The organism is Erwinia aphidicola, from assembly GCF_014773485.1.
GTDB classification, from domain to species: Bacteria; Pseudomonadota; Gammaproteobacteria; order Enterobacterales; family Enterobacteriaceae; genus Erwinia; species Erwinia aphidicola.
The window spans coordinates 561,727-587,848 of record NZ_JACXBP010000003.1; the positions used below are offsets into that span (position 1 = coordinate 561,727).

A 26,122-nucleotide genomic window follows, 5' to 3' on the forward strand; every position below is an offset into this window, starting at 1 on the left:
TTGTGATAGCGCATGAAATGGCTGAAACTCAGCTTCATATTTTGACTGACTGCGAGGCCGCTATGACGACTCTTTCTCTGTTTGTTTCCGCTGACTGGCTGGCGGAGCATCTCGATGATGACAATGTGCAGATTCTGGATGCGCGCATGTTGCCGCCAGGCCAGGAGAAAACCCGCGACCTCAGCGCTGAGTACCGGGCAGCACACCTGCCGGATGCGCCGCTTTTTGATATTGAAGCGCTGTCCGACCACACCAGCCCCTACCCACATATGATGCCGCGCGGTGAAACCTTCGCCGTGGCGATGCGTGAGCTGGGCGTGAACAGCGATAAACATCTGGTGGTCTACGATGAGGGCAATCTGTTTTCCGCCCCGCGCGCCTGGTGGATGCTGCGCTATTTCGGCGTCTCTCAGGTGTCGATTCTCGCCGGAGGCCTGGCAGGCTGGAAGCAGGCAGAGCTGCCGCTGGCCAGCGGTGCGGTTGAACTGCCGGAAGGCGAGTTTGAAGTGGCACCGGGTGAAGGCGAGATTAAGCGCATCACCGATGTTCTGCTGGTCAGCCATGAAGGTGGCGCGCAGATCGTTGACGCCCGCGCCGCCAATCGTTTCCACGGTGAAGTGGACGAGCCGCGCCCTGGCCTGCTACGTGGCAGAATTCCGGGCAGCCTGAACGTACCGTGGAACTCACTGGTGAGCGAAGGTCGCTTAAAACCGGCGCAAGAGCTGGGTGAGATTTTCAGCCAGCAGGGGGTGGATCTGTCGCAGCCGGTGATAGCCAGCTGTGGTTCCGGGGTGACGGCGGTCGTGGTGATTCTGGCACTGACCAGCCTGGGCGTGAAAAACGTAGCGCTGTATGACGGTTCCTGGGGCGAATGGGGCACGCGCCAGGATCTGCCGCGGGTGAATGATTCACTTTAGGGCTGACCGCCGCGGATCGATCGAAAGAGAGGATCGCCCCCTACGAGTAGGGGCGGACCCTTTTTTTGGTTCGCCCGCAACATCCCCGTATTTCAATCGATATTCTTCACTTTAAAATCACGCAGGAAACTGCCCCAGCGCCGCTCGTAAAACGGGGTGATATGGGCAATAAAGAAGTGGCTGATGCCCTTCTCCCCTTCTACAACGTGGCAGATATCAATCGGTTCATCTTCCAGCAGCGTATCCGTTGCCACGCTGCCCGCCGCCTGAATAATCGCCTCGACGTCGCCATCGGCTTCAATACCAATCAGTAGGTTGGCCGGCTGGTCGGCACGCTCTTTGATATGCGCGAGGTAGGCGCGGCGCACTGACTTATATTTGGCAAACAGCTGGGTCAGAGAGTCCACCATCTGTGCAGGCGGCTCAGCGACCTCCGACAGCAGCAGCGCCGTACCGCCCTCCAGCACCGTCTGCTGGCTCAGGGCATTACTGTCATCACCCAGCAGATGGGCAATTTCACGCGGTGAAAACTCTTTGCCGTTCGGCAATTTCGGATTGAGGAACAGCGCCTCTCCGAGGGTCATTTCAAACAGGGTACGCACCGGCATCACCAGGTAAGCCTGTTCGCCACTGACGGCCTGCTCCAGCGCTTCTGCTGACGTAAAGAACGGGATAATGCTGGTGCCGTCCTCTTTTTCCCAGTGCTGTAAATCCACCGGCGTGCTGGCATCAATCGCCTGCCCGGATTGCGCACTTTCCCCCGGCACCACCACGCTGGCATCCAGCAGCAGCGAGAAAAACTCCGGGCGGTGTGCCGGCTCCGTAGCGGCCAGTTTCAGCACTTCTTCCAGGCGCGAATTAAGATCGTTCATTGAGATATTCCAGAATAAGAAGCGGGCGCACCGAAAAAGAGGGTCCGCCCCTACGACATCATACGATACGTGTAGGGGGCGACCATTTTTTCCGGTCGCCCCGGGTACTTATCCGCGGCTTAACAGCAGGTTAGCGACGGTGCGCACGCCCAGCCCGGTAGCACCGGCGGACCACTGGTCCACTGCGCCTTTACGGTAGGTCGCGGAGCAGTCGATGTGCAGCCAGCCCTGCTTATAGTCAGTGACAAAGTGCGACAGGAAAGCCGCCGCAGTGCTGGCACCGGCCGAGTGCGCGGGGCTGGCGATGTTATTCAGATCGGCGAAGTTCGACGGCAGATGGCTGCGGTGGAACTCAGCCAGCGGCAGGCGCCAGAACGGTTCGTTCTCACCTTTTGCACTGCTCATCAGCGAGTCAGACAGCGCATCGTCGAAGCTGAACAGCGCATGATAGTCGTTACCCAGCGCCGTTTTCGCCGCGCCGGTCAGCGTAGCCGCATCAATGATCAGCTCAGGCGTTAAGGCGCTGGCGTCGATCAAACCATCGGCCAGCACCAGACGACCTTCGGCATCGGTGTTCATCACTTCAACGGTTTTGCCATTGCGGTAGTGAATGATATCGCCCAGCTTAAAAGCATTGCCGCTCACCATATTGTCCGCGCAGCACAGGATCAGCTTCACGCGCTTTTTCAGGCCGCGAGCGATCGCCAGCGCCAGAGCGCCGGTCAGGGTAGCGGCCCCACCCATGTCGGACTTCATTGAGTCCATAAAGGCGCTCTGCTTCAGGCTGTAGCCGCCGGTATCAAAGGTGATGCCTTTACCCACCAGGCAGGCATAAACCGGGGTGTCATCGCTGCCGCCCGGGTTGTAATCCAGCGTCAGCAGTACCGGGCTACGCGTGGAACCCCGGCCAACCGTATGCAAGCCCATGTATTTTTGCGCTTTGAGATCGTCGCCTTTAGTAATGCGGTAGCTGACGTCATCGCAGGCAACGGCGCACAGCAGATCGATGGCACGCGTGGCCAGCTGCTCCGGGCCGAGCTCTTCAGCCGGCAGGTTAATGGTGTCGCGCACCCAGTCGATGGTCTGCAGGCGGCTGTTCAACTCTTTCTGGTCAGCCTCGCTCAGCGCAGGCCACTGCACTTCGCGCTCGCCTTTCGGGCTTTTATAGCCCTGCCAGAATGCCCAGCTGCTTTCCAGATCCCAGCCGTCGCCGCTCAGGCTAACGTGGCGAATGCCCTGGCCGTCAAGCTTACGCGCCGCGCGCTGGATGGTGACCAGCGGGTCGCTGCCGGTCAGGTGGATTGTCATACCCGCGTCATTGCTGCTGAGGGTGGCTTTTTCGCCCCAGCGTGGGTCGGCTGCTGCCGTGGACAGGGTAATGTTCATCGGGGTGGTCATCGCATGGCTCCTTACCATTTTTGTCTTGTGGACCGGGTCTGCCCGGCCTCTGCGATCTATTGCGCAGACGGATGCTATTCGAATTTGTTGAGTCAGACTAACAGAAATATGTCAGGGATGTTTTCGTCAGGTGCTCTGAGCGGCGGCACCAATGCAAAACGGGCCAGAAATTTCCGGCCCGTTCTCTGCGTCACAATAAGTCAGTTTAGCTGCTCTGAGCGACACCGTTGGTTTTAAAGGCTTTCCACTCCGGCGACAGCTCACGCAGGCGGGCGATAGACTTCTGCACCAGCGCAATAGCGTAATCCACTTCCTCTTCGGTGGTAAAGCGGCCAAGCGAGAAGCGGATAGAGCTGTGCGCGAGCTCATCATCCAGGCCAATTGCGCGCAGTACGTAGGAGGGTTCCATGCTGGCAGAGGTGCAGGCCGAACCGGTCGAAACCGCCAGATCTTTCAGCGCCATAATCAGCGATTCGCCGTCAACATAGCGGAAGCCGACGTTAAGAATATTGGCTGCGCCGTGCTCCAGCGAGCCGTTAAGCTGCACCTGTTCAATGCTGTTCAGCCCGGCCCAGAGGCGGCTGCGCAGTGCGCCGAGGCGCGCCATCTCAACGCTCATCTCTTCTCTGGCAATGCGATAGGCTTCGCCCATGCCAACAATCTGATGCACCGGCAGCGTGCCGGAACGCATGCCGCGCTCGTGCCCGCCACCGTGGATCTGTGCTTCGAGACGCACGCGCGGCTTACGGCTAACGTACAGCGCGCCGATACCTTTTGGGCCATAGATTTTATGGGCGGAGAACGACATCAGATCGACGTTCAGCTGGTTGAGATCGATCGGCAGCTTACCGACGCTCTGGGTGGCATCAACGTGGAAGATAATCCCGCGCTCGCGGCACAGATCGCCAATGGTGGCGATATCCTGCACCACGCCGATCTCGTTATTCACGTGCATGATCGACACCAGCACGGTGTCATCGCGCAGGGCAGCCTGCAGCTGTTTGAGATCCAGAGTGCCATCGCCCTGCGGGTCGAGATAGGTCACGCTGAACCCTTCACGCTCCAGCTGTGCGCAGGTGTCGAGCACGGCTTTGTGTTCGGTGGTGCAGGTGACGATGTGGCGGCCTTTTTCCTGATGGAAGGTAGCAGCGCCTTTAATGGCCAGATTGTTGGCTTCGGTCGCGCCGGAGGTAAAGACGATTTCACGCGGGTCAGCGCCAACCAGCTCAGCAATCTGGTTACGGGCGATATCCACCGCCTCTTCAGACTGCCAGCCAAAACGGTGTGAACGGGAAGCCGGATTGCCAAAGGTGCCGTCCATTGTCAGGAACTGCATCATCTTGGCCGCCACGCGGGGATCGGCTGGCGTGGTGGCAGAATAATCCAGATAAATCGGTAATTTCATTGCTGATTAGGCTCCGGGAGGTTGTAGTCTCCGTCCTGCTGCGCCCTGAAATTCTGACGGCTGCAGAAATGAATAAAAGGCCCGGCAGGCCTTTTATTTATCTCCGGTGGCGAGGCAGAGCCTCACCCTGGCTGCGATCAGGCGCGCAGATTGACGTTAATTGTTTCCTGCATGCGGCCATTGGGCGCACGGCGGATTTCATTGCTGTTCTGGCGGTCAGCCACGTCCAGGATCTCCTGGTTGTTAACCAGTTCAGCCAGCGTGATGTTGTTGAGGAAGTCGCTGATGCGCTCGCTCAGGTCACGCCACAGGACGTGAGTCAGGCAGCGTTCGCCGCCCTGGCAGCCTTCTTTGCCCTGGCACTTGGTGGCATCAACCGATTCGTCAACGGCGGTGATCACCGCACCCACAGCGATAGCATCGGAGGCTTTACCCAGCAGATAACCACCGCCCGGACCACGTACGCTTGCCACCAGACCGTTCTTGCGCAGACGGGAGAACAGCTGCTCAAGATAAGAGAGGGAGATGCCCTGACGCTCTGAAATATCCGCTAAAGGCACCGGGCCTTCGTGAGAGTGCAGTGCAACGTCGAGCATAGCGGTAACAGCATAACGGCCTTTGGATGTCAGTCTCATGGCGTAAACGACCTCGGTTGTAACCCTGGATGGGCGTTAACAAAATATGGACGCAAGTCTGACATTCCTGACTAAATTGGTCAAGTATTTAACCTACTAAAACACTCAACTATTTAACCAAGTAATTCACTCAAGTATTATGCTGTTATTTTCATCGCCACTATCCCCTTACTCGCCCTGCTTCTTCTCGATGGATGAGAGCATTCCGCGCAGGATATTCAGCTCGTCACGCTCCGGGCGGGCGCGGGTAAACAGGCGGCGCATTTTGCTCATCACCTGGCCCGGGCTGGCTTCACGGATAAAGCCGCTGCCGATCATCATCTTTTCCATATGCTTATAGAAGCGCTCAAGGTCATCGACCAGCGGATAGGGCGACTCGACGGCTTCGGTCTGCTCCGTTTCCAGCGACTGCAGGTACGCCATGCGCACCTCATAGGTGATAACCTGCACGGCCATCGCCAGATTGAGCGAGCTGTAGTCCGGGTTCGCGGCAATCGCGACGTGGTAGTGACACTTCTGCAGCTCTTCATTGGTCAGCCCAACGCGCTCGCGGCCAAACACCAGCGCTACCGGCGCCTGCTGGCCCTCTGCGACGCTTTTCAGCCCGCATTCACGCGGGTCCAGCATCGGCCACGGCAGCGAACGCGAACGGGCGCTGGTGCCGACGACCAGGCTACAGCCGGCAATAGCTTCATCAAAGGTATCAACAATTTTGGCATCGCCAATCACATCGCTGGCACCGGCGGCTAGCGCAATGGCCTGCGAGTCCGGTTTTACCAGCGGGTTGACCAGATAAAGGTTGGTTAAGCCCATGGTTTTCATGGCACGGGCCACGGAGCCCATGTTGCCAGTGTGAGAGGTTTCAACCAGCACAATTCGGATATTTTGCAGCATAAGGATTGGGGTCTGCTCGCGGTCTGAGAGATAATTTGAAGATGCTAACATATTTTCAGGACATTTGCCGTTATGCCCTGCTATACTACGCGCCGTTTTATATCAGATTAAATGATATACCGTTCTTTAACATCCAGTGAGACGAAACTTATATGCATCCAATGCTCAACATTGCCGTGCGCGCTGCGCGCAAGGCCGGAAACGTAATTGCTAAGCACTATGAAACCCCGGACTCCGTCGAAGCCACCCAGAAGGGCAGCAACGACTTCGTGACCAATGTTGACCGTGAAGCGGAACGCCAGATTATTGAAGTGATCCGCAAATCTTACCCACAGCACACCATCATCTCAGAAGAGAGCGGTGAACTGCCGGGCGAAGACCAGGATGTACAATGGGTTATCGATCCACTGGATGGCACCACCAACTACATCAAACGCCTGCCACACTTCTGTGTTTCTATCGCCGTGCGCATCAAAGGCCGCACCGAAGTCGCCGTGGTTTACGACCCAATGCGTAATGAACTGTTCAGCGCCGTACGCGGTCAGGGCGCTCAGCTCAACGGCTACCGTCTGCGCGGCGGCAGCGCTCGCGATCTGGATGGCACCATCCTGGCGACCGGTTTCCCGTTCAAGCTGAAGCAGCACGCCACTCCTTACATCAACATCGTTGGCAAACTGTTCACCCAGTGTGCAGACTTCCGTCGCACCGGTTCTGCCGCGCTGGATCTCGCCTACGTTGCCGCGGGTCGCGTAGATGGTTACTTCGAGATTGGCCTGAAGCCGTGGGATTTCGCTGCCGGTGAACTGCTGGTGCGTGAAGCGGGTAGCCTGGTGACTGACTTTACCGGCGGGCACGGCTATATGCTGTCTGGCAACATCGTGGCGGGCAATCCGCGCGTGGTGAAAGCGATGCTGGCGAATATGCGTGACGAATTGAGCGAAGCGCTGAAGCGTTAATTGCTATCGTTGCCCTGGCATTCCTGTAGGGGCCGATCGAAAAAAATGATCGGCCCCTACAGGGGTTGACCGCTTTTCTGGTCAACCCTTTTTTAATGTCGGATCAGCGTAAAAACATCGGGCGAATCCCGCCGGATATCGCAGGCTGCGCACTCAGCCACAGCATGACCCCCGCCATGACCAGCAACACGCCCCCCAGCAGCGCCAGCGAATTGACCGCCACCGTCTGCCATCCCTGCGCGGAAGCGCCTTTGCTCAGACGCAGCGCCAGCGCGCGTGACATCTGCACCACCAGCGCCATCGCCGACACCGTCAGCGCCGTTCCCAGCGCCATCACAATGGCGGATAACACCCCCCAGGCATAAACCCCAATCACTTTGGCAAACAGCAGCATCATGATCGCCCCGGAACACGGGCGCAGCCCCATCGACAGCACCACCGCCGCTTTGGTTTTCCAGCCCACCGCCTGCGCCAGCATCGCGCTATCCGGCACGTGCTGATGGCCGCAGCCACACTGCTCACTGTGCTGATGATCGGCCGTGACAATACGCCTGATGCTCAGCCCTCGCCTTGCTGGTTTCAGTGCGGCCCATAACTTTTTACCTGCGCGCCAGCACAGCCATAAGCCCAGCCCGCTCACCAGCAGATAGCTGCCCTTCTCCAGCCAGTAGCTGCTGAGATGCAGCTGGCGCGAGGAGAGTTGCAGCACCACCAGCATCACCGTGACCAGCAGGATCGCCACCGCTCCCTGTACCACCGCGGCAGCCAGCGTCAGCTGCAGGCTGGTTTTCAGTTTAGTGGGATGGGTAGCAAGAAAGGTGGCAATCACCACTTTGCCGTGCCCGGGGCCGAGCGCGTGCAGCACGCCGTACAGCAGGCTGAAGCCCATCAGCGCCAGCCCTGCCTGATGAGGATGGCTGGCAACCTGCTGCAGCAGCGCGGTCATCTGTTGATGCAGGCTTTTCTGCCACAGAATGCTCTGCAACAGGATCTGCGGCCAGAAGTGCCACACCAGCACGCCCGCCGCGATGACGATTAGCGTCAGCAGATACAGCGGCCAGGCCCGCCAGCCGCCGTGTGCTTGCGCCCTGAGCATGTTTACTGGCATATCAAAGTCACCGTCTGGGCAAACTGGCGGCCAAGATCCATCTCTTCCGGCGGGGCATCGGCTTTATCCAGCGACAGTGCGTAAGCCTGCATGGAGGCATCCGGCTGCGGGGTTTGCAACTGGAACCTGCACTGGGCAGCCAGCTCAGGCGGGACGGTCAGTGATTTTTCGGAGTCGTAATACATATCTACAAAGTACGTTGGGTCAAAAGTCGAAAAGAGATAGCGCTGGCCTTTCAGCGGCTGCGGGTGCGCCAGCGGCAGGATAAATTCCAGCACCGCTTTATGCCCCTGGCGTGACAGATGGTATTCCGGCGGCAGATTATCAAACTTTACCGGCTGTTTCTGGTGCCAGAACTCGCTGAAATAGTGCTGGCCAAGCACGTTCGCCATCACTTCCGCCGCCAGCTTTTTCCACACCACCGAGTCGGGCTTTGCCGCGCCCGCGTCATACAGCAGGTCAGCCGAGGTAATTTCATCCATCACCCAGCGCATTTTCAGCCCGGTGAGCTGGTCACCCTGATGGACCAGCGTGGTCTGCATAGCGATAAAGCTGTGCGGATGCGCCAAAACAGCGGGCGAAAATCCTGCAGCCAGCCACAGCAGGCTAGCCTTCAAATTGTTATAATGTAACAAATCAAACTCCACGTCACCTATTGTCGATTAATTTTGTGACCTGTCTTAAAAGCTCTGAATAAAAGCGCGCGGATTTGTCACAAACCGCGCGGCGCGGGCTATTCTTAGCGCAATCAATTGTCACTGGGATCGCAGATGATGAGTGCATACTCACCAGAAATTTCTGTCCTCTCCAGTCCGCAGCGCCGCTGTCACCTGCTTTTGATGCTCTGCCTTCCTGAACCCATTGTCACGCTGGAGTCGGTTTGTCAGCTGAACGCAGTTGATCCTGCCATTGCCCGGCAAGATATAGCGGAGGTCGCGCTGGAAATCCAGCGTTATCACCGTCTTGCCATTGAGCAGGACGGCCAAAGGTTGCGCATCCAGGGGACGCAGCTCGACCAGCGGCTGTGCCTGCTGCATAGCCTGCGCCGCACGCTGCGGCTGTCACCCGACTTCGCCCGCAGCTATTTTGCCAGCGCGCTGCGCCGCCAGCTGCAGGCCATAACGGTCGATAAAGCCCTGTACGACGAACATAATCTCAGCGCGCTGGTTCAGCACTGTGCGCTCTACCTCGCGCGCGATTTCAGCGGGCGCGACGGCTATTTTTTACAGCTGGTTTTTCAGTATTCACTCGCACACCGCTGCGCGACAGACTTTACCCCCCAGCAGCAGCGGTGGCTGCGCGAAAAGGGAGAGTACCCGCTGGCCGAAAATATTGTCCACTGCTGGCAGAAGCGCGGTTATCAGCCCATGCCCGGCGACCCGGCGCTGCTGGCCTTGATGTTCAGCCAGCTGCATATTCCGCTACCTGAGCACTGCCAGCGGGAAAACGAGTGGCAGCTGCTGCAGGCGGTTGAACAGCTTATTCAGCGCTTCCAGGCGCTTTGCGGCATGCACTTCAGCAACGAGGCCGGGCTCAGCGCGCAGCTCTACACCCATCTGGCCCAGGCGGTGGAACGCACGCATTTTGCTATCGGCATCGATCACGCGCTGGTGGAGGATGTGGCGCAGCAGTATCCACGCCTGTTGCGCACCACGCGTGAAGCGATAGCCGACTTTGAGCAGCACTACGGGCTGCAGTTTTCCGATGAGGAGATGGGGCTGATTGCGATTATCTTTGGCGCATGGCTGATGCAGGAGAGCGCGCTGCAGGAGAAACAGGTGCTGCTGCTCACCGGCCATGACCGGGATTTGGAGCGCCAAGTAGAACAGCAGCTGCGCGAGCTGACGCTGCTGCCGCTTAATATCAAATATCAGGATGTCGCCGACTTCCAGCGCCACAGCGCGCCAAAAGGCATTGCGCTGGTGATCACCCCTTATGCCACGCCGCTGCCGCTCTACTCACCGCCGCTGATCCACGCCGAGCTGCCGTTGGGCGAACACCAGCAGCACAGTATCCGCGCGCTGCTGGAGTCATAATCAGGCCACTTTCGGCCGCAGGAACAGCGCCGGCACCACCAGCAGCGCCATCACCCAGAACACCCCGCCCTGCAGATGCTGGAACAGCACGCCGCACACCATCGTCATCAGTGCAATTCCGCCGCCCATCGCCAGCGCCGAGTACACCGACTGCAGGCGGATCACCTCGCCCCCTTCCCGCGCCGCGATAAAGCGCATGGCCGCCAGGTGGCAGACGGTGAAGCTGCCGCAGTGCAGGATCTGTGCGAGGATAAGCCAGCCCAGTTCGGTGGAGGAAGCCAGCAAACTCCAGCGCACAATGGCGCAAATGCCCGAGAGCAGCAGCAGGTCGCGCGCGCGCCAGCGGCGGAACAGACGGTTGCTGGAGGCGAACACCACCACTTCAGCCACCACCCCCAGCGACCACAGATAGCCAATCACGCTCGACGAGTAGCCCGCTTCCTGCCAGTAGATCGCGCTGAAGCCATAATAGGCGGCATGCGCCCCCTGCATCAGCGTCACGCACAGCAGGAAGCGCCAGACGGCATTTTCACTCAGCATCTGCTTCCACTGCGCCCAGCCCGCATGGCTTAGCGGCTTCTGCGCACCCAGTGGCATGACCGCCGGGCGCAGCATCATGCCGCCGAGCATCGCGATACAGCCCGCGCACAGCAGCAGCAGAATGGCGTGATAAGAGAAGATATTGACCAGCACGCCGGTTAACGCGGAGCTGATGACAAACGCCAGCGATCCCCACAGCCTGACCGGGCCATAAGGCAGCGCGATCTGCCGCTGCCAGGTGGCGGCCAGCGCATCGCTCAGCGGCACCAGCGGCGAGAAGAACAGGTTAAAGCCGACCATCACCAGCAGCAGCCACAGCCACTCGGCGCCCAGCCAGAAGCCCAGCGCAAACAGCAGCGTCAGTGACGCCAGCAGGCGTAGCGCACTGACCAGGCGGGAAGGATTGGTGACGCGGGAAGCAATCAGCAGGCTACCAGCAAAGCGCGCAATCATCCCGCAGCCGAGCAGCAGACCGATTTTTTCGGGTGCCAGGCCACTCTCTTTCAGCCATACGCCCCAGAAAGGCAGGTAGACGCCATAGGCGAAAAAGTAGGTGAAGTAGCTTAATCCAAGCCAGTAGGTGGAGCGTATCGTCATTTTCCCTCCGACAAAGTGGAGGCTAATGTACACCGTTGCTGCGGACAAAAAAATAACGGGACACTTGCGTGTCCCGTTATTGTCATAACGCTCTCAAAATCGAGAAGTTATCAGGCGTAAACCGGGAAGCGTGCGCAGATTTCCAGCACCTGCTTCTTCACGCGCTCGCTCACGCCTTCATCATTGATATTATCGAGAATATCGCTGATCCAGCCGGCCAGCTCGCGCACTTCCGCTTCTTTGAAGCCGCGGCGCGTCACAGCCGGGGAGCCGATGCGGATACCGGAGGTGACGAACGGGCTTTTCGGGTCGTTCGGCACGCTGTTTTTGTTAACGGTGATGTTGGCACGGCCCAGCGCGGCATCCGCTTCTTTACCGGTCAGGTTCTTGTCAACCAGGTCCAGCAGGAACAGGTGGTTGTGCGTACCGCCGGAAACCACGTTGTAACCGCGTGCCAGGAACACTTCTACCATCGCTTTGGCGTTTTTCGCGACCTGCTGCTGATAGGTTTTAAACTCAGGTTCCATCGCTTCTTTGAACGCGACGGCCTTACCGGCAATCACATGCATCAGCGGGCCGCCCTGGCCGCCAGGGAAGACAGCAGAGTTCAGTTTCTTATACAGTTCTTCGTCACCGCCCTGCGCCAGGATCAGGCCACCGCGTGGACCCGCCAGGGTTTTGTGGGTGGTGGAAGTCACGATATGCGCATGAGGAACCGGGTTAGGGTAAACGTCCGCAGCAATCAGACCGGCAACGTGCGCCATATCAACAAACAGGTAAGCGCCAACGGTGTCAGCGATTTCACGCATTTTTGCCCAGTCGCACACGCCAGAGTAAGCAGAGAAACCGCCCACGATCATTTTCGGCTTATGCTTCTGCGCCAGTTCGGCCAGCTCGTTGTAGTCAATTTTGCCAGTTTCGTCGATGCCGTAAGGGATCACGTTGTACAGTTTGCCCGACAGGTTAACCGGGGAACCGTGAGTCAGGTGACCACCGTGTGCCAGGTTCATCCCCAGAATGGTGTCGCCCGGCTGCAGCAGCGCGGTGTAGACCGCGAAGTTAGCCTGGGAACCGGAGTGCGGCTGCACGTTGGCATAGTCAGCACCGAACAGCGCTTTGGCACGATCAATAGCCAGCTGCTCAACGATATCGACGTACTCGCAGCCACCGTAGTAGCGCTTGCCCGGATAGCCTTCAGCGTATTTGTTGGTCAGCTGCGATCCCTGAGCCTGCATCACGCGTGGGCTGGTGTAGTTTTCTGAAGCAATCAGCTCAATGTGCTCTTCCTGACGCACTTTCTCCTGCTCCATCGCCTGCCACAACTCGGCATCGTAATCGGCAATGTTCATTTCACGCTTTAACATCTGCATCTCCTGACTCGACTGACTATCAACAATAAATGATGGGCAACAGTTTAAACTGTTTAGCACCCTGTTGAATAGCTTCACGGCCGCCTTTTTACGCAAACGATTGGCTCCGCGTCTGGCAAGGGTTTTTTACGCCTTTTTTCATTCCCTGACAGCGGAGTTTTCCTCATCTGCCTGTTGCGGATTTTTCACCACCACCACCAGCGCCCTGTGGATAAATACCCCTCAGCAACAAAGGTGTATTTACAATACACCTTTCAAACTATAAGATGCATTTAAAATACATGTTATGGATAATTCAGGAGCCCACCATGCTTGATAGCCACACTATTGCCACCGTGAAATCCACTATCCCCGCCGTCGCCGCGCTGGGTCCGCGTTTGACCGCACACTTCTATCAGCGCATGTTCAGCCACAATCCCGAGCTGAAAGATATCTTCAACATGAGCAACCAGAGCAGTGGCAATCAGCCTGAAGCGCTGTTTAACGCGGTCTGTGCCTACGCCAGTAACCTCGATAAGCTGGCCGCGCTCGGCCCGGCAGTGGAGAAAATTGCGCAGAAGCACACCAGCTTTGCCATTCGGCCGGAGCAGTACGCCATTGTCGGTGAACACCTACTGGCGAGTATTGATGAGCTGCTGCATCCGGGTGAGGAGATCCTCGCCGCCTGGGGTAAAGCCTATGGCGTACTGGCCGGAATATTTGTGCAGCGTGAAGAGCAAATCTATGAAGAGGTTGAGCAGAAAGTCGGCGGCTGGCGCGGTGGTCAACGTGAGTTTGTTATTAGCGAAATTATCCCGCGCAGCGCAACAATTAAGAGCTTTATCCTGACCCCGGTTGACGGTCAGCCCGTCGTGGATTACCAGCCCGGTCAGTACATTACGCTGTGGGTGCGTGACCCGTCATTTGCTAATCAGGAGATCCGCCAGTATTCACTGACGCGGATGCCGAATGGTCGTGACTACCGCATTGCCGTGCGCCATGAAGAGGGCGGCACGCTCTCCAGCTGGCTGCATCAGCAGCAGCCCGGCGTGCGTCTGCACCTGGCGCCACCGGCCGGCGACTTCTTTATCGATATTGCGGCGCAAACCCCGGTAACGCTGATCTCTGGCGGCGTCGGTCTGACCCCGATGCTGGCCATGCTGCACAAACTGGCACAGGAACAACATCAGGCGACGGTACAGTGGTTCCACGCGACGGAAGACGGCGCAATGCATGCTTTCGCAGAGGAAGTCGGCGAACTGGGTCAGCAGCTGCCGAAGTTCTCGCAGGAGATCTGGTATAACCATCCGCGCGCGGAAGATGAAGGCAAGTATCAGCACCGAGGACTCATGAACCTGCTGCCGCTGGAAGCGAAACTCAGCGATCCGGCGATGCACTACTACCTGTGCGGCCCGCTGGCGTATATGGCGATGGTGGAAAAGAGCCTTCTGCAGTCAGGCGTGGGGAAAGAGCGTATTCACTACGAAGTATTTGGCCCGCATAAAGCGCTGTGATGCTGTCGGGCAGCGGGGGATCTCTCCCGCCGCTGCCCGATCGTCCCGCTGGCTATTTAAGCCTGCGCGCCTCAGCAACCTGCTCTGCGCTGACGGCAGGGGCCTGATTGCTCCAGCTGCTGCGCAGGTAGTTCATCAACTCGCTCATCTGCACATCATCCAGCGTCCAGCCGTAACCGGGCATCGCCTGCGCCATGCCGTGCCGGGTCACTGGCGTCTGCGCACCTTCCAGCACCACGCGCAGTGCGCTCAGCGGGTTTGCTGCCGTCAGCGTTGCGTTACCGTCCAGCGCCGGGATGACATGCGCATCGCCTTTACCCTCGCTGCCGTGACAGGTTGAGCAGTACATGGCATAGGTTTTCGCGCCCGCGGCGGAAGGAGCGGCAGCGGGCAGCGGGGATGCTGGAGCCGGCGGCAGGCTGCGCAGGTAGACGCCGATACTGTTGAGGTCCGCATCGCTGAGATACTGAGTGCTGTGCATCACCACCTCCGCCATGGGGCCGACTACCGCCCCCTGCTTGCTGCGCCCCGTTTTCAGCAGCGCCACCAGTTCATCCTGCGCCATGCCGCGCAGCGACGGTGCAAACCAGCCGTCAAGTTCGGCACCGCTGAGATAAACGCTGCGGCTCTGATCCAGTGCCTGCTCCTGCAGTGCCCAGCCGCGCGGGGTGTGGCAACTGCCGCAGTGCCCTGCGCCCTGCACCAGGTAAGCCCCGCGATTCCATTGCGCACTCTGCTGCGCATCAGGCTGATAACGATCGTCATTGTGGAACAGGGCATTCCAGATCCCCAAAGGCCAGCGCATTGACAGCGGCCAGGAGATATCGCTGTCGCGATTTGGCTGACTGCTGGCCGGGACTTCATGCAGCAGATAGTCATAAAGCGCGCGCATATCCTTATCGCTCATTTTGGCATAGGCGGTATAAGGCATTGCCGGATAGAGGTGATGGCCATCGCGAGCGATACCCTGGCGCATGGCGCGGTCAAATTCGGCAAACGTATAGCGGCCAATGCCCTGCTGTTTATCCGGGGTAATATTGGTGCTGTAGATATCACCGGGCGGCGTAGGGAAACGCAGCCCGCCCGCCAGCGCTGCGCCGCCGGGTGCGGTGTGACAGGCAGTACAGTCCGCCGCTTTGGCAACATATTCGCCCGGCGACATGGCATTAGCCGCACTGCTTACCAGCAGCAGAACCATCCCTGAAAGCAACGTTTTCATACTCCCTCCCCCGGTGCGTTTTTTCCGTGCACCAGCTCGTTCACTGCCCGCCATGCCTGATCGACCGCCGAATGGGCATAAGGGCTCCAGTCCGAGTCGGAGTTAGCAATCACGATATTACCGACGGGGGCACGGGCGCGCTCAATAATCTTCTGCGCCTCATCCTCATCATCAAATAAGCCATTGATGGCGTAAGAGTAACCGTGCGACCAGCGGTTAACGGTAATCGCCTGAATATCGCGCTGATGGTCGAAGCCTGCCGGCCCAAGCATAGCCTGGAGCTGTTCGCGGATCATCTGTTCATGAGCATCGAACGAGGTGCCCAGCAGCATCGCGCGCCCTTTACGCGACTGCTCGCGGGCGCTGAGGCCGCTGCCGGGCAGAGTCGGCACATACACCATATGCAGCCCGATCGGCTGATTGGGATCGTGGGGGTGCTGGTAGCCGCCGAGGCTGACCGGATAGTCAAGCTTGACCCGTGAATAAGGTGCGCCAGGGGCATAAACCTCATGCACGCCCAGTTTGATAAAGGCGCGCCAGTTAGCGATGGTGACCTTGCTGTAGACCAGCGGAGCTTTAACATTCTGCTTCAGCGCTTCCTGCTGCGCCTGCGACATCTGCGGCACCAGATACGGGATCATCATATTGTATCCGGCCATGACCACCTTCCCGGCGCGGACTTTCGTCAACTTTTCACCCGTCATATAGCTGACTTCCACGCCACCGTCGACGTTCACCACCTGCATGCCGGTACTGTTAAGGCGTAGCTTGACGTCAGAGTCCGCCCTGTCCAGCTGGCTGTAGTCAAATTTCGCCCGCACGATATCATTCATATCGTGTCCGGCGGGGTCGACGGCCGGGATCAGCTTGCGCACCAGCAGCCGGGCCAGTGTCGCGTTGCCATCCGGGAAGTGGAAAACATAAGGATCGTCGAGGTCAGCCTGCGATTCAGCGTCCAGCGGCGGCAGCCCCATGCCGTCAAGGCCCGGCAGGTCGCAGATACGCGCATCGCTACAGGCGGTAGCATCAATACCCACCGCCTGAAAGTCGTTCGTGGTTTGCTGGAAGTAGCGCATTGCCAGCTCGCTCAGGCCCACTTTATCGCGCAGGAAGGTGGCGTAACTGTGAGTATCCAGCCAGGCAACTTTTTCCTGCTGGCTGAGTCCTGGCAGATAATCTTTCGCCACCGTATGCAGCTCAATCAGCGCGGCGCGATCGCTCTGCGGCAGCGGGAAGTCATTGATAAACGCCTGCCATGAACGTCCGTTCAGGCGATCGCGTGGGATATCATCCGCCACCACTTTGCCCGGGTCGCCGCTGACGACTTTATCCACGCCGAAGTTTTTCTTATCAAAGTAGACGCCGCGACTGAGGCCAAGGTCAGGATAGAAGGTTTTATCGAAGCCGCGCTCCATGGCATCCAGGCTGATCCCCAGCGTTTTTATCAGGCCCATCATCACCGGGCTGAAGTTGGAGTGCGGGGACTGGAAAGATTCGCTGCCGCCATAGCCAAGGATTGTGCCGTTGCTGCTGCTGAGTTCATTACGCTTGGCGTGGCCGCCGAAGTCGTCGTGGTTGTCGATCAGCAAAATCCGCTGCGGTTTATCCTGCAGCTGCTGCCAGAAACAGGCGGCAGCCAGGCCGCTAATTCCGGCGCCGACCACCACCAGATCAAACTCCTCGCTGACCGGCAGAGAAGCAAAGTCGAAACTGACGCCATCACGGCCGAGCCGGTGGGCATTTTCAAAGGAGCCCGGATGGTTGCCGCGCAGCCCGCTCAGCGCCGGTGGGTAATAGAGCGTTTTGTTGGCCTGCAGCGGCGAAGCGCGCAATATCTGCAGGGGGGTCAGCCCGGCGGCGACCGTAATCGCGACGCCGTTAAGAAAATCGCGGCGGGTAATAGCCATAAAAAAGTCCTTCTTGATAGTCTGCTCAGCCCTTATGGCTCAAGCGGGCTATTGTCAGCATCAGAAGATCATTGTCAAACCGGGGAGGGGGAACAGCAGCAGAAATAAGGAATTAATAATTTTAAGGGCCTGAATGCTCAGACCCTCAACGACTTCAGCGTAGAAAAAGGCAGCGCTTAGATCGCCTCTTCGTCTTCTTCGCCGGTGCGGATACGCACCACGCGCGACACGTCATAAACGAAAATCTTGCCGTCGCCAATCTTACCGGTCTGCGCGGTACGCATGATGGTATCCACGCAGGTATCGACGATATCGTCGGCAATCACGATCTCAATTTTGACCTTCGGTAAAAAATCGACCATATATTCAGCGCCACGATACAGTTCGGTGTGGCCCTTCTGACGACCAAAGCCTTTCACTTCGGTCACGGTCATTCCGGTGATGCCGACTTCCGCCAGCGCTTCACGCACGTCGTCCAGTTTGAACGGCTTGATAATTGCATCAATCTTTTTCATGGCAGACCCTTTTCTCCCCCTCCATCAGGGAAGGGGAACAGTTAACATTGCCGGACAGGTCACGCTGCGCGGTCCGTCTCTCTTTTCAGGCAGCTAAACTACCATAACTGGGCAGCGGAGCGGCACTGAAATTACTCTTTAAAATCGGCAGCATCCAGCTCGTGACGCGACAACAGCTTGTAAAACTCGGTGCGGTTGCGCCCGGCCAGGCGTGCTGCGTTGGTGACATTCCCTTTGGTCATCTGTAACAGCTTACGCAAATAATTCAGTTCAAACTGGTTGCGCGCTTCCACAAATGTCGGCAGCGCGGTGTTTTCTCCGGCCAGCGCCTGCTCGACCAGCGCTTCGCTAATCACCGGGGCGGAGGTCAGCGCCACGCACTGCTCAATCACATTCACCAGCTGCCTGACGTTGCCCGGCCAGCTGGCGGCAATCAACCGGCGCATTGCGTCGGTAGAGAAGCTGCGCACGAACGGTTTATGCCGCTCCGCCGACTGCTTCAGCAGATGGTTTGCCAGCAGCGGAATATCCTCCGCGCGCTCATGCAGCGCCGGGATTTTTAAATTCACCACGTTAAGACGATAGAACAGATCTTCGCGAAACTCCTTCTTCTCCATCGCTTTTGGCAGGTCACGGTGGGTAGCGGAGATGATGCGCACGTTGATATCGAGATCGCGGTTGCTGCCGAGCGGGCGCACCTTGCGCTCCTGCAGTACGCGCAGCAGCTTAACCTGCAGCGCCTGCGGCATATCGCCGATCTCATCGAGGAACAGCGTGCCGCCCTCGGCGGCCTGGAACAGCCCCTCGCGGCTGCTTACCGCACCGGTAAAGGCCCCTTTGGCATGACCAAACAGCTCTGACTCCAGCAGCTGCTCCGGCAGTGCGCCGCAGTTGATGGCAATAAATTCCTTGCCCGCGCGCGGACTGGCGGCGTGGATGGCCTGCGCCAGCACTTCCTTGCCCGTGCCACTCTGCCCGTTAATCAACACGCTGACGTCAGACTGCGCCACCATGCGTGCCTGCTCCAGCAGGCGCAGCATCAGTGGGCTACGGGTAACGATGGTTTCGCGCCAGGCTTCATCACTGCCCGGGGCGCGATGTGCCAGCGCCTCATCAATGGCTTTATACAGCGCATCGCGATCAACGGGCTTGGTCAGGAAGCTGAAAACGCCCTGCTGGGTCGCGGCGACCGCATCCGGGATCGAACCGTGCGCGGTGAGGATGATCACCGGCATGCCCGGCTGCAGCTTCTGGATCTCAACAAACAGCGCCATGCCGTCCATCTCATCCATACGCAGGTCGCTTATCACCAGATCGATGTTTTCGCGGTTGAGCACCCGCAGCGCTTCTGGCCCGCTTTCCGCGGTGGTCACGCTAAAGCCTTCGCTGCTGAGGCGCATCCCCAACAGCTTCAGCAGGCTGGGGTCGTCATCCACCAGCAGCAGGCGGGCCGATTTTTTTATCATGGGTTGGCATCATCCTCTGATTTGATATCCGCCGGCGTGTTGTCGTCCGGTGCGCTTTTATCCGCGCCGTGGCTGCTGCTGTCGGCCGCATCCGGCGAACGGCGGGCTGAGAGCTTGCGCTCGATGTCGGTCAGCGTGTCCAGCTTGCGTCGCGTCACTGCCAGCTCTTTATTGACGGCCATCTGCTGCTGGCGCAGCGCGTCCAGCTGGGCATCGCTGCTCTCCTGCAGACTGGCATAGCGCGAGCGCTCCTGCGACAGCTGCAGTAATGAACCCTGCCCTTCGCGCCACAGCATCAGCAGCGGACGGACCGCAGAGGGATAATCGTAGCTATAGCTGTCCAGCCGCTGCAGATAGGCGCGGCGCTCGAGCGGCGTAATATTGCCATTGCTCAGCAGAACGGCCTGTTTGAAGGCGCCGTGCCAGCTGTCGTCCGGCCAGCGTTTAGCCTGCGCGCGGGCATCTGCCGGAGACAGCCGCACCGCGCAGTCCACCGCGCGCAGCCAGTACAGCGGATTATTGACCGCCGTGACATCGACCCAGGACCAGATGTGCTCACAGTCCACGCGTTGGAAATCGACAATTTTGCTCTCAGGTTCGCTGAGATGGCTGGGCAGGCCCTTCACCACGGTGGGCGGCGCGGTCTGGCTACAGCCAGTCAGGCTCAGCCCAAGCAGTGCTGCCAGCAACATTCTGCCCAGGCTTTGTTGAACGCTGGCAGAAAAAAGTGTTAAGCGCATCAGTGTTTCTTCCCGGCGGTGGTATTCAATTCAATGCGGAAGCAGACATCAGCCTCTTCGCTGTCGACCAGCTGTAGATCGCCCTCCAGCTGACGCACGCAGTCCTTAGCGATACTCAGCCCCAGCCCGCTGCCTTTTACTGCGCCTTTGCGCTGCAGGTTGCCCTGGAAGAACGGCTCAAAAATCATCGCCCGTTCTGCCTGCGGGATCGCGCTGCCGGTGTTCGCCACCTCAATGGTGACGCGGTTGCCCTGCTGGCGGCTGCGGATCCAGATTTTCCCTGATTCTGCGCCGTAGTGTAACGCATTGGAGTAGAGATTATCGATGGCCCGCAGTAACAATGTCGGCTCTGCGCGGCAGCTCGCCGCCTGCAGATCAATCGCCGTATCAATCAGCTTAGCTCGCGCCGTCAGACTGTGGGTGGAAACCAGTTGATCGATGAGCGGGCGCAGCATGACGTCGCTCATCTCAACCGGGCCGTCTGCCAGCTTGCGGTTGTAGTCCAGCAGCTGTTCAATCAGGGTTTGCAGGTGGCGGCTGCTGTCGTTAAGAATGCTAACCACCTCTTTCTGGTCAGCGGTCAACGGGCCGGCCACCTCATCGGCCAGCAGTTCCGTGCCTTCACGCATGCTGGCCAGCGGGGTTTTCAGCTCGTGGGAGATATGGCGCAGGAACTCATGGCGCTGTGACTCCAGCCACGCCAGCCGCTCGCTCAGCCAGAGAATGCGCTGAGCCAGAGAGCGAATTTCACGCGGGCCTTTAAACGCCAGGCTCTGCCCGAGCGAGCGCCCCTCACCCAGGCGATTAATCATGCGCTCGACCGCTTTCACCGGGCCGATAATCATGCGGGTAAACAGCAGGACCAGGCCGAGGCTGAGCAGGAACAGGATTAATGCCTGCCAGCCGAAATACTGGCCGCGATCGGCAATTTCGCGCTGCAGCTGCAGACCACGGGAGAACACCACCTCCCGCGTGGTTTTCACCAGCTGGCTGTTAGCGGCGGAGAATGACTCCAGCACATCGCCTGCGGCTTTTACCGGGCTGCTATTATGGCATTTGATCTGGCTGAGCTGGGTAAGATTCTGCCGCAGGTTCTGGTAAGTGCGCATATCCGGCAGTACCGGCGCATGGGCGTCCAGCATCTGGGAATAGCGGCTGCGCTGCGTCTGATACAGGCGGGCCAGCATCGGGTCATCAAGCACGCAGTACTGACGATAGCTACGCTCCAGCTCCAGCGCGGTGCGCGCCATCGCCTCGCTGCGACGAACGTCGGTTAGCGTCGTGCGGTTAGTGTCCGCCGCACGCTCGCTGAGCGCCGACAGGCTTTCCCAGGCCTGCCAGGCCAGCACCAGCAGCGGCAGCAGCACCAGCAGGAAAGCCATCAGCACCAGCTGGCGCAGAGAGCGGGGAAACAGACGCCATCTCTTCACGGAAGATTCTCTTTGCATAAGGTAGCGTGATGCTAACGGAGAGTGCGATGGGATGAAAGTGCTACGCCACAAATGACGATGGCCGGTTCAAAGAACCGGCCATCTGAAGAGGTGGTGCCTAACTCAACGTTACGTCCGATGCTTGATAACGTCACAAGGTGAACGATTATCGGTGGGGTGGACGGCAGGCACCGTATTGTGCGTCATTCTGGATGTTATGAGCTCGCCGCTTGCGCAGGGCTTTCATAACCAGGTGAATGAGCCACTGCACAGAGTATAGCAATTGCCGTGCCAACATTGCAATAAGCACGTTAACCCCCTCTAAAACGGCACTTTTTAAGGTTATCGCCAGCCTGATAAGCGCACTTCCTGACCAACCGGTCTGAAAAACTGTCTGCATTTAACGACACCAATCAGACAAAACGCAGGTGCATAGTTAAATCAATGGGTTACGTGTCACCTATTCACGACACTTCAACAGTGGGTTTGTCGTGAAATTGCAACAGGGCCGACGATGGGCCAGACAGGGGCGAAAAAAAACCGGTCTGCCAGAGACCGGTTGTTGTTTAACGCTCCCGCACAGGCTTAGCCCAGCTGCTTACGCGCATTGCGGAAGATACGCATCCACGGGCTGTCCTCGCCCCACTCTGCCGGGTGCCAGGAGTTGCTGACGGTGCGGAAGACGCGCTCCGGGTGCGGCATCATGATGGTCACACGGCCGCTTTCGTTGGTCACCGCCGTAATGCCGTTAGGTGAGCCGTTCGGGTTCGCCGGATACTGCTGGGTCACCTTGCCGAAGTTATCCACGAAGCGCAGCGCCACCAGGCCTTTATGCTCCAGCTGGCCGAGGTGCGCTTCATCGCGCACTTCCACGAAGCCTTCGCCGTGCGAGACCGCGATTGGCATACGCGAGCCAACCATACCGTCGAGCAGCAGTGACGGGCTGGCAGCCACTTCGACCAGGCTGAAGCGCGCTTCAAAGCGCTCGGACTGGTTACGCACAAAGCGCGGCCACTCTTCGCTACCCGGGATCAGTTCGCGCAGGTTGGACATCATCTGGCAACCGTTACACACGCCCAGCGCCAGGGTCTGCGGACGATGGAAGAAGGTTTCGAACTCGTCACGCACGCGGGCGTTAAACAGAATCGACTTCGCCCAGCCTTCACCCGCGCCCAGCACGTCGCCGTAGGAGAAGCCGCCACAGGCAACCAGCGCCTGCACGTCATCCAGGCCACGACGACCGGCCAGCAGGTCGCTCATATGCACGTCAACCGCATCAAAGCCCGCGCGGTGGAAGGCGGCAGCCATCTCAACGTGGGAGTTAACGCCCTGCTCGCGCAGCACCGCAACTTTCGGGCGCGCACAGGTAGCAATGTACGGTGCAGCGATATCTTCCTGTGGCTTGAAGGTCAGCGCCACGTTCAGGCCGGGATCGCGGTCGTCTTTCTTCGCCTCGTGTTCCTGATCGGCACAGCTCGGGTTATCACGCAGGCGCTGCATCTGCCAGGTGGTTTCTGCCCACCAGGTACGCAGCGTGGTACGGCTTTCGCTGTAGACCACAGAGTCACCGGAAGTAATGGTGAAGCGGTCGCCTTCTACCGCCTTGCCCAGCACGTGGACGCACTCCGCCAGGCCGTGCGCCGCAAATACCTGCTCAACCGCGGCGCGATCGGCGGCGGCTACCTGAATCACGGCACCCAGCTCTTCGTTAAACAGCGCGGCCAGGCTGTCGCTGCCCAGCGCGGCAATATCGGCTGCCACGCCGCAGTGACCGGTAAAGGCCATCTCTGCCAGCGTCACCAGCAGACCACCATCGGAACGGTCGTGGTAGGCAAGCAGTTTGCCGTCGGCCACCAGCGCCTGGATGGCATTATAGAAGCCAGCCAGCTGCTGCGCGTCACGCACGTCGGCAGGCTTATCGCCCAGCTGACGGTAAACCTGTGACAGCGCGGTAGCACCCAGCGCGTTCACGCCTTTGCCGAGGTCAATCAGCAGCAGGGCGTTATCCACGGTTTGCAGCTGCGGCGTGACGGTTTTACGCACGTCTTCCACGCGGGCAAAGGCGGTGATCACCAGCGACAGCGGCGAGGTCATCTCACGCTGCTCGGTGCCCTGCTGCCAGCGAGTTTTCATCGACATCGAGTCTTTACCGACCGGGATAGTAATCCCCAGCGCCGGACACAGCTCTTCACCGACCGCTTTCACCGCCTCATACAAACCGGCATCTTCACCCGGGTGGCCGGCTGCGGCCATCCAGTTTGCCGACAGCTTGATGCGCGTCAGCGGACCAATCTGCGTCGCGGCGATGTTGGTCAGCGCTTCGCCAACGGCCAGACGACCGGAGGCGGCGAAGTCGAGCAGCGCAACCGGAGCGCGTTCGCCCAGCGCCATCGCTTCACCGTAATAGCTGTCGAGGCTGGCGGTGGTCACCGCGCAGTTGGCGACCGGGATCTGCCACGGACCCACCATCTGGTCACGCGCCACCATGCCGGTAACCGAGCGGTCGCCGATGGTGATCAGGAAGGTTTTTTCCGCCACGGTTGGCAGGTGCAGCACGCGATTTACCGCGTCGGCAATGCTGATATCATCACGCACCAGCGCCTCGCCTTTGGCTTTCAGCGTGGTGACATCGCGGGTCATTTTCGGGGTTTTACCCAGCAGCACGTCGAGCGGCATATCAATCGGCGTGTTGTCGAAATGGCTATCCGCCAGCGAGAGGTGCATCTCTTCGGTGGCTTCACCGATCACCGCGTAGGGCGCGCGCTCGCGTTTGCACAGCGCATCAAACAGCGCCAGGCTCTGCGGCGCCACGGCAAGAACGTAGCGCTCCTGCGACTCGTTACACCACACTTCCAGCGGGCTCATGCCCGGCTCATCATTGAGGATGTCACGCAGGTTGAAACGCCCGCCGCGCTCGCCATCGCTGACCAGCTCAGGCATGGCGTTGGAGAGGCCGCCCGCGCCGACGTCGTGGATAAACAGGATTGGGTTCTCTTCGCCCAGCTGCCAGCAGCGGTCAATCACTTCCTGGCAACGACGCTCCATTTCCGGGTTGTCGCGCTGAACGGAGGCGAAATCGAGGTCGGCATCCGACTGGCCGGAGGCCATAGATGAAGCGGCACCGCCGCCCAGACCGATATTCATCGCCGGGCCACCCAGCACAATCAGCTTGGCGCCCACGGTGATTTCGCCTTTCTGCACGTGGTCAGCACGGATGTTACCAATGCCGCCCGCCAGCATGATCGGCTTGTGGTAGCCGCGCAGCTCTTCGCCGTTGTGGCTGTTGACGCGCTCTTCATAGGTACGGAAGTAGCCGTTCAACGCCGGGCGACCGAATTCGTTATTGAATGCCGCGCCGCCCAGTGGGCCTTCGGTCATGATATCCAGCGCGGTAACAATACGGTCCGGCTTGCCGAAGTCCTCTTCCCACGGCTGCTCAAAGCCCGGAATGCGCAGGTTAGAGACCGAGAAGCCCACCAGACCGGCTTTCGGCTTGGCGCCGCGCCCCGTTGCGCCTTCGTCACGAATTTCGCCACCGGAACCGGTCGCGGCACCCGGCCACGGGGAGATCGCCGTCGGGTGGTTGTGGGTTTCCACCTTCATCAGGATATGCGCCTCTTCCTGATGGAAGTCGTAGTTGCCCTGCTGGTCGGCGTAAAAACGCCCAACCTGAGAACCTTCCATTACCGCGGCATTATCTTTATAAGCTGACAGCACGTGGTCCGGGGTTTTCTCAAAGGTGTTTTTGATCATCTTGAACAGCGACTTCGGCTGCGCCGCACCATCAATCACCCAGTCGGCGTTGAAGATTTTATGGCGGCAGTGCTCAGAGTTAGCCTGAGCAAACATATACAGCTCGATATCGTTCGGGTTGCGCCCCAGCTTTTCAAACGCCGCCAGCAGATAGTCGATCTCGTCATCGGCCAGCGCCAGGCCCAGCTTGATGTTGGCCTGCACCAGCGCGTTACGGCCTTCACCCAGCACATCGACGCTTTGCAGCGGCGCAGGCTGATGATGGGCGAACAGGGCTTCGGCCTGGGCGGTGTCGCTAAACACGCACTCCATCATGCGGTCGTGCAGCAGCGATGCCAGCTGGCCCCACTGTGCTTCCGTCAGCTGAGGTGCCTGCACATAGAAGGCCAGGCCGCGCTCAAGGCGCAGCACCTGCGGCAGATCGCAGTTGTGGGCAATGTCAGTCGCTTTTGAAGACCACGGCGAAATCGTGCCGGGACGCGGGGTCACCAGCAGCAGACGGCCTTCCGGGGTATGCTCAGCGAGAGAGGGACCGTATTTCAGCAGACGCTGCAGGCGGGACTTTTCATCCTCGCTCAGCGGCGCGCTGACATCGGCGAAATGGACGTACTCGGCGTAAATATCACTCACTGGCAGGTGAGCGTCCTGAAAGCGGGTCAGCAGTTTGTTAATACGAAATGCCGACAGAGCGGGCGAACCACGCAGAATTTCCATCATTAAAGATCTCTCGTCTCGAAGCGCCGGGCGACGCTTCATTGGGCGCAACAGGGAAAACGGGCGCTATTATAGAGAATCCCCACCCGTTACGAAACCGTTTGCGCAGAATTAATCGCCGTGCAGAATTGGCTGAAAAACACGCAAATCAGGTTGA

Annotated in this window: 20 protein-coding genes; 4 read left to right on the forward strand and 16 right to left on the reverse strand. The window is 59.0% G+C overall.

Annotated features, from left to right (window positions below; translation table 11 throughout):
* The first annotated feature begins 62 nt into the window (after positions 1-62).
* Positions 63-917, forward strand: a complete 855-nt coding sequence (gene sseA / locus ID864_RS09805) for a 3-mercaptopyruvate sulfurtransferase (protein ID WP_099753538.1) — start codon at positions 63-65, stop codon at positions 915-917.
* Between the two features lie 92 nt (positions 918-1,009).
* Here the strand turns inward: sseA and sseB are convergent, their stop codons facing one another.
* From sseB to trmJ, 5 genes are all read right to left on the reverse strand, one after another.
* Positions 1,010-1,789: an enhanced serine sensitivity protein SseB gene (sseB, locus tag ID864_RS09810; protein ID WP_048915169.1), complete on the reverse strand. Its 780-nt coding sequence runs from the start codon at positions 1,787-1,789 to the stop codon at positions 1,010-1,012.
* A 108-nt stretch (positions 1,790-1,897) separates the two neighbouring features.
* Complete coding sequence (gene pepB / locus ID864_RS09815) at positions 1,898-3,187, reverse strand: aminopeptidase PepB (RefSeq protein WP_048915168.1); 1,290 nt, start codon at positions 3,185-3,187, stop codon at positions 1,898-1,900.
* Between the two features lie 205 nt (positions 3,188-3,392).
* Positions 3,393-4,592 (reverse strand): IscS subfamily cysteine desulfurase, encoded by a 1,200-nt coding sequence (locus ID864_RS09820; RefSeq protein WP_191149776.1) that lies wholly within the window; start codon positions 4,590-4,592, stop codon positions 3,393-3,395.
* A 137-nt stretch (positions 4,593-4,729) separates the two neighbouring features.
* Positions 4,730-5,227, reverse strand: coding sequence for a Fe-S cluster assembly transcriptional regulator IscR (gene iscR, locus ID864_RS09825; protein WP_048915166.1), 498 nt, complete (start codon positions 5,225-5,227; stop codon positions 4,730-4,732).
* Between the two features lie 168 nt (positions 5,228-5,395).
* Positions 5,396-6,121 carry a tRNA (cytosine(32)/uridine(32)-2'-O)-methyltransferase TrmJ gene (gene trmJ, locus ID864_RS09830; protein WP_191149777.1) on the reverse strand — a complete coding sequence of 242 codons (726 nt, stop codon included), beginning with the start codon at positions 6,119-6,121 and terminating at the stop codon, positions 5,396-5,398.
* Between the two features lie 152 nt (positions 6,122-6,273).
* Here trmJ and suhB point away from each other — a divergent pair, with 152 nt between their 5' ends.
* A complete protein-coding gene (gene suhB, locus ID864_RS09835; protein ID WP_048915164.1) occupies positions 6,274-7,077 on the forward strand; it encodes an inositol-1-monophosphatase in 804 nt (267 codons plus the stop codon).
* Positions 7,078-7,180: 103 nt separating this feature from the next.
* Here suhB and ID864_RS09840 read toward each other — a convergent pair whose 3' ends face one another.
* Both ID864_RS09840 and ID864_RS09845 read right to left on the reverse strand, forming a co-directional pair.
* Positions 7,181-8,185, reverse strand: coding sequence for a nickel/cobalt transporter (locus tag ID864_RS09840; RefSeq protein WP_191149778.1), 1,005 nt, complete (start codon positions 8,183-8,185; stop codon positions 7,181-7,183).
* Positions 8,176-8,820, reverse strand: a complete 645-nt coding sequence (locus tag ID864_RS09845) for a DUF1007 family protein (protein ID WP_099753526.1) — start codon at positions 8,818-8,820, stop codon at positions 8,176-8,178. The genes ID864_RS09840 and ID864_RS09845 overlap by 10 nt, the downstream gene beginning before the upstream one ends.
* 135 nt (positions 8,821-8,955) lie before the next feature.
* Between ID864_RS09845 and csiE the strand changes: the two genes are divergently transcribed.
* Positions 8,956-10,221 carry a stationary phase inducible protein CsiE gene (gene csiE / locus ID864_RS09850; RefSeq protein WP_187497712.1) on the forward strand — a complete coding sequence of 422 codons (1,266 nt, stop codon included), beginning with the start codon at positions 8,956-8,958 and terminating at the stop codon, positions 10,219-10,221.
* Here csiE and ID864_RS09855 read toward each other — a convergent pair whose 3' ends face one another.
* Both ID864_RS09855 and glyA read right to left on the reverse strand, forming a co-directional pair.
* Positions 10,222-11,358 carry a 3-phenylpropionate MFS transporter gene (locus ID864_RS09855; RefSeq protein WP_048915162.1) on the reverse strand — a complete coding sequence of 379 codons (1,137 nt, stop codon included), beginning with the start codon at positions 11,356-11,358 and terminating at the stop codon, positions 10,222-10,224.
* A 110-nt stretch (positions 11,359-11,468) separates the two neighbouring features.
* Positions 11,469-12,722: a serine hydroxymethyltransferase gene (glyA, locus tag ID864_RS09860; RefSeq protein WP_048915161.1), complete on the reverse strand. Its 1,254-nt coding sequence runs from the start codon at positions 12,720-12,722 to the stop codon at positions 11,469-11,471.
* A gap of 314 nt (positions 12,723-13,036) precedes the next feature.
* On the opposite strand from glyA, the gene hmpA reads away from it, so the two are divergent.
* Positions 13,037-14,221, forward strand: a complete 1,185-nt coding sequence (gene hmpA, locus ID864_RS09865; protein WP_191149779.1) for an NO-inducible flavohemoprotein — start codon at positions 13,037-13,039, stop codon at positions 14,219-14,221.
* A 52-nt stretch (positions 14,222-14,273) separates the two neighbouring features.
* On the opposite strand, the gene ID864_RS09870 is transcribed toward hmpA, so the two are convergent.
* The 7 genes from ID864_RS09870 to purL form a co-directional block, all read right to left on the reverse strand.
* Positions 14,274-15,440 carry a c-type cytochrome gene (locus tag ID864_RS09870; RefSeq protein WP_048915159.1) on the reverse strand — a complete coding sequence of 389 codons (1,167 nt, stop codon included), beginning with the start codon at positions 15,438-15,440 and terminating at the stop codon, positions 14,274-14,276.
* The gene (locus tag ID864_RS09875) at positions 15,437-17,347 is read right to left on the reverse strand and encodes an NAD(P)-binding protein (protein WP_048915158.1); all 1,911 of its coding nucleotides are present in this window, start codon (positions 17,345-17,347) and stop codon (positions 15,437-15,439) included. The genes ID864_RS09870 and ID864_RS09875 overlap by 4 nt, the downstream gene beginning before the upstream one ends.
* Before the next feature lie 176 nt (positions 17,348-17,523).
* Positions 17,524-17,862: a nitrogen regulatory protein P-II gene (gene glnB / locus ID864_RS09880; RefSeq protein WP_048915157.1), complete on the reverse strand. Its 339-nt coding sequence runs from the start codon at positions 17,860-17,862 to the stop codon at positions 17,524-17,526.
* Positions 17,863-17,993: 131 nt separating this feature from the next.
* Positions 17,994-19,328, reverse strand: a complete 1,335-nt coding sequence (gene glrR / locus ID864_RS09885) for a two-component system response regulator GlrR (RefSeq protein ID WP_048915156.1) — start codon at positions 19,326-19,328, stop codon at positions 17,994-17,996.
* Complete coding sequence (gene qseG, locus ID864_RS09890) at positions 19,325-20,068, reverse strand: two-component system QseEF-associated lipoprotein QseG (RefSeq protein ID WP_133623047.1); 744 nt, start codon at positions 20,066-20,068, stop codon at positions 19,325-19,327. Before qseG ends, glrR begins: the two co-directional genes overlap by 4 nt.
* Positions 20,068-21,498 carry a sensor histidine kinase gene (locus tag ID864_RS09895; protein ID WP_191149780.1) on the reverse strand — a complete coding sequence of 477 codons (1,431 nt, stop codon included), beginning with the start codon at positions 21,496-21,498 and terminating at the stop codon, positions 20,068-20,070. Before ID864_RS09895 ends, qseG begins: the two co-directional genes overlap by 1 nt.
* A gap of 585 nt (positions 21,499-22,083) precedes the next feature.
* Positions 22,084-25,968, reverse strand: a complete 3,885-nt coding sequence (purL, locus tag ID864_RS09900) for a phosphoribosylformylglycinamidine synthase (protein ID WP_191149781.1) — start codon at positions 25,966-25,968, stop codon at positions 22,084-22,086.
* Positions 25,969-26,122: the final 154 nt, after the last annotated feature.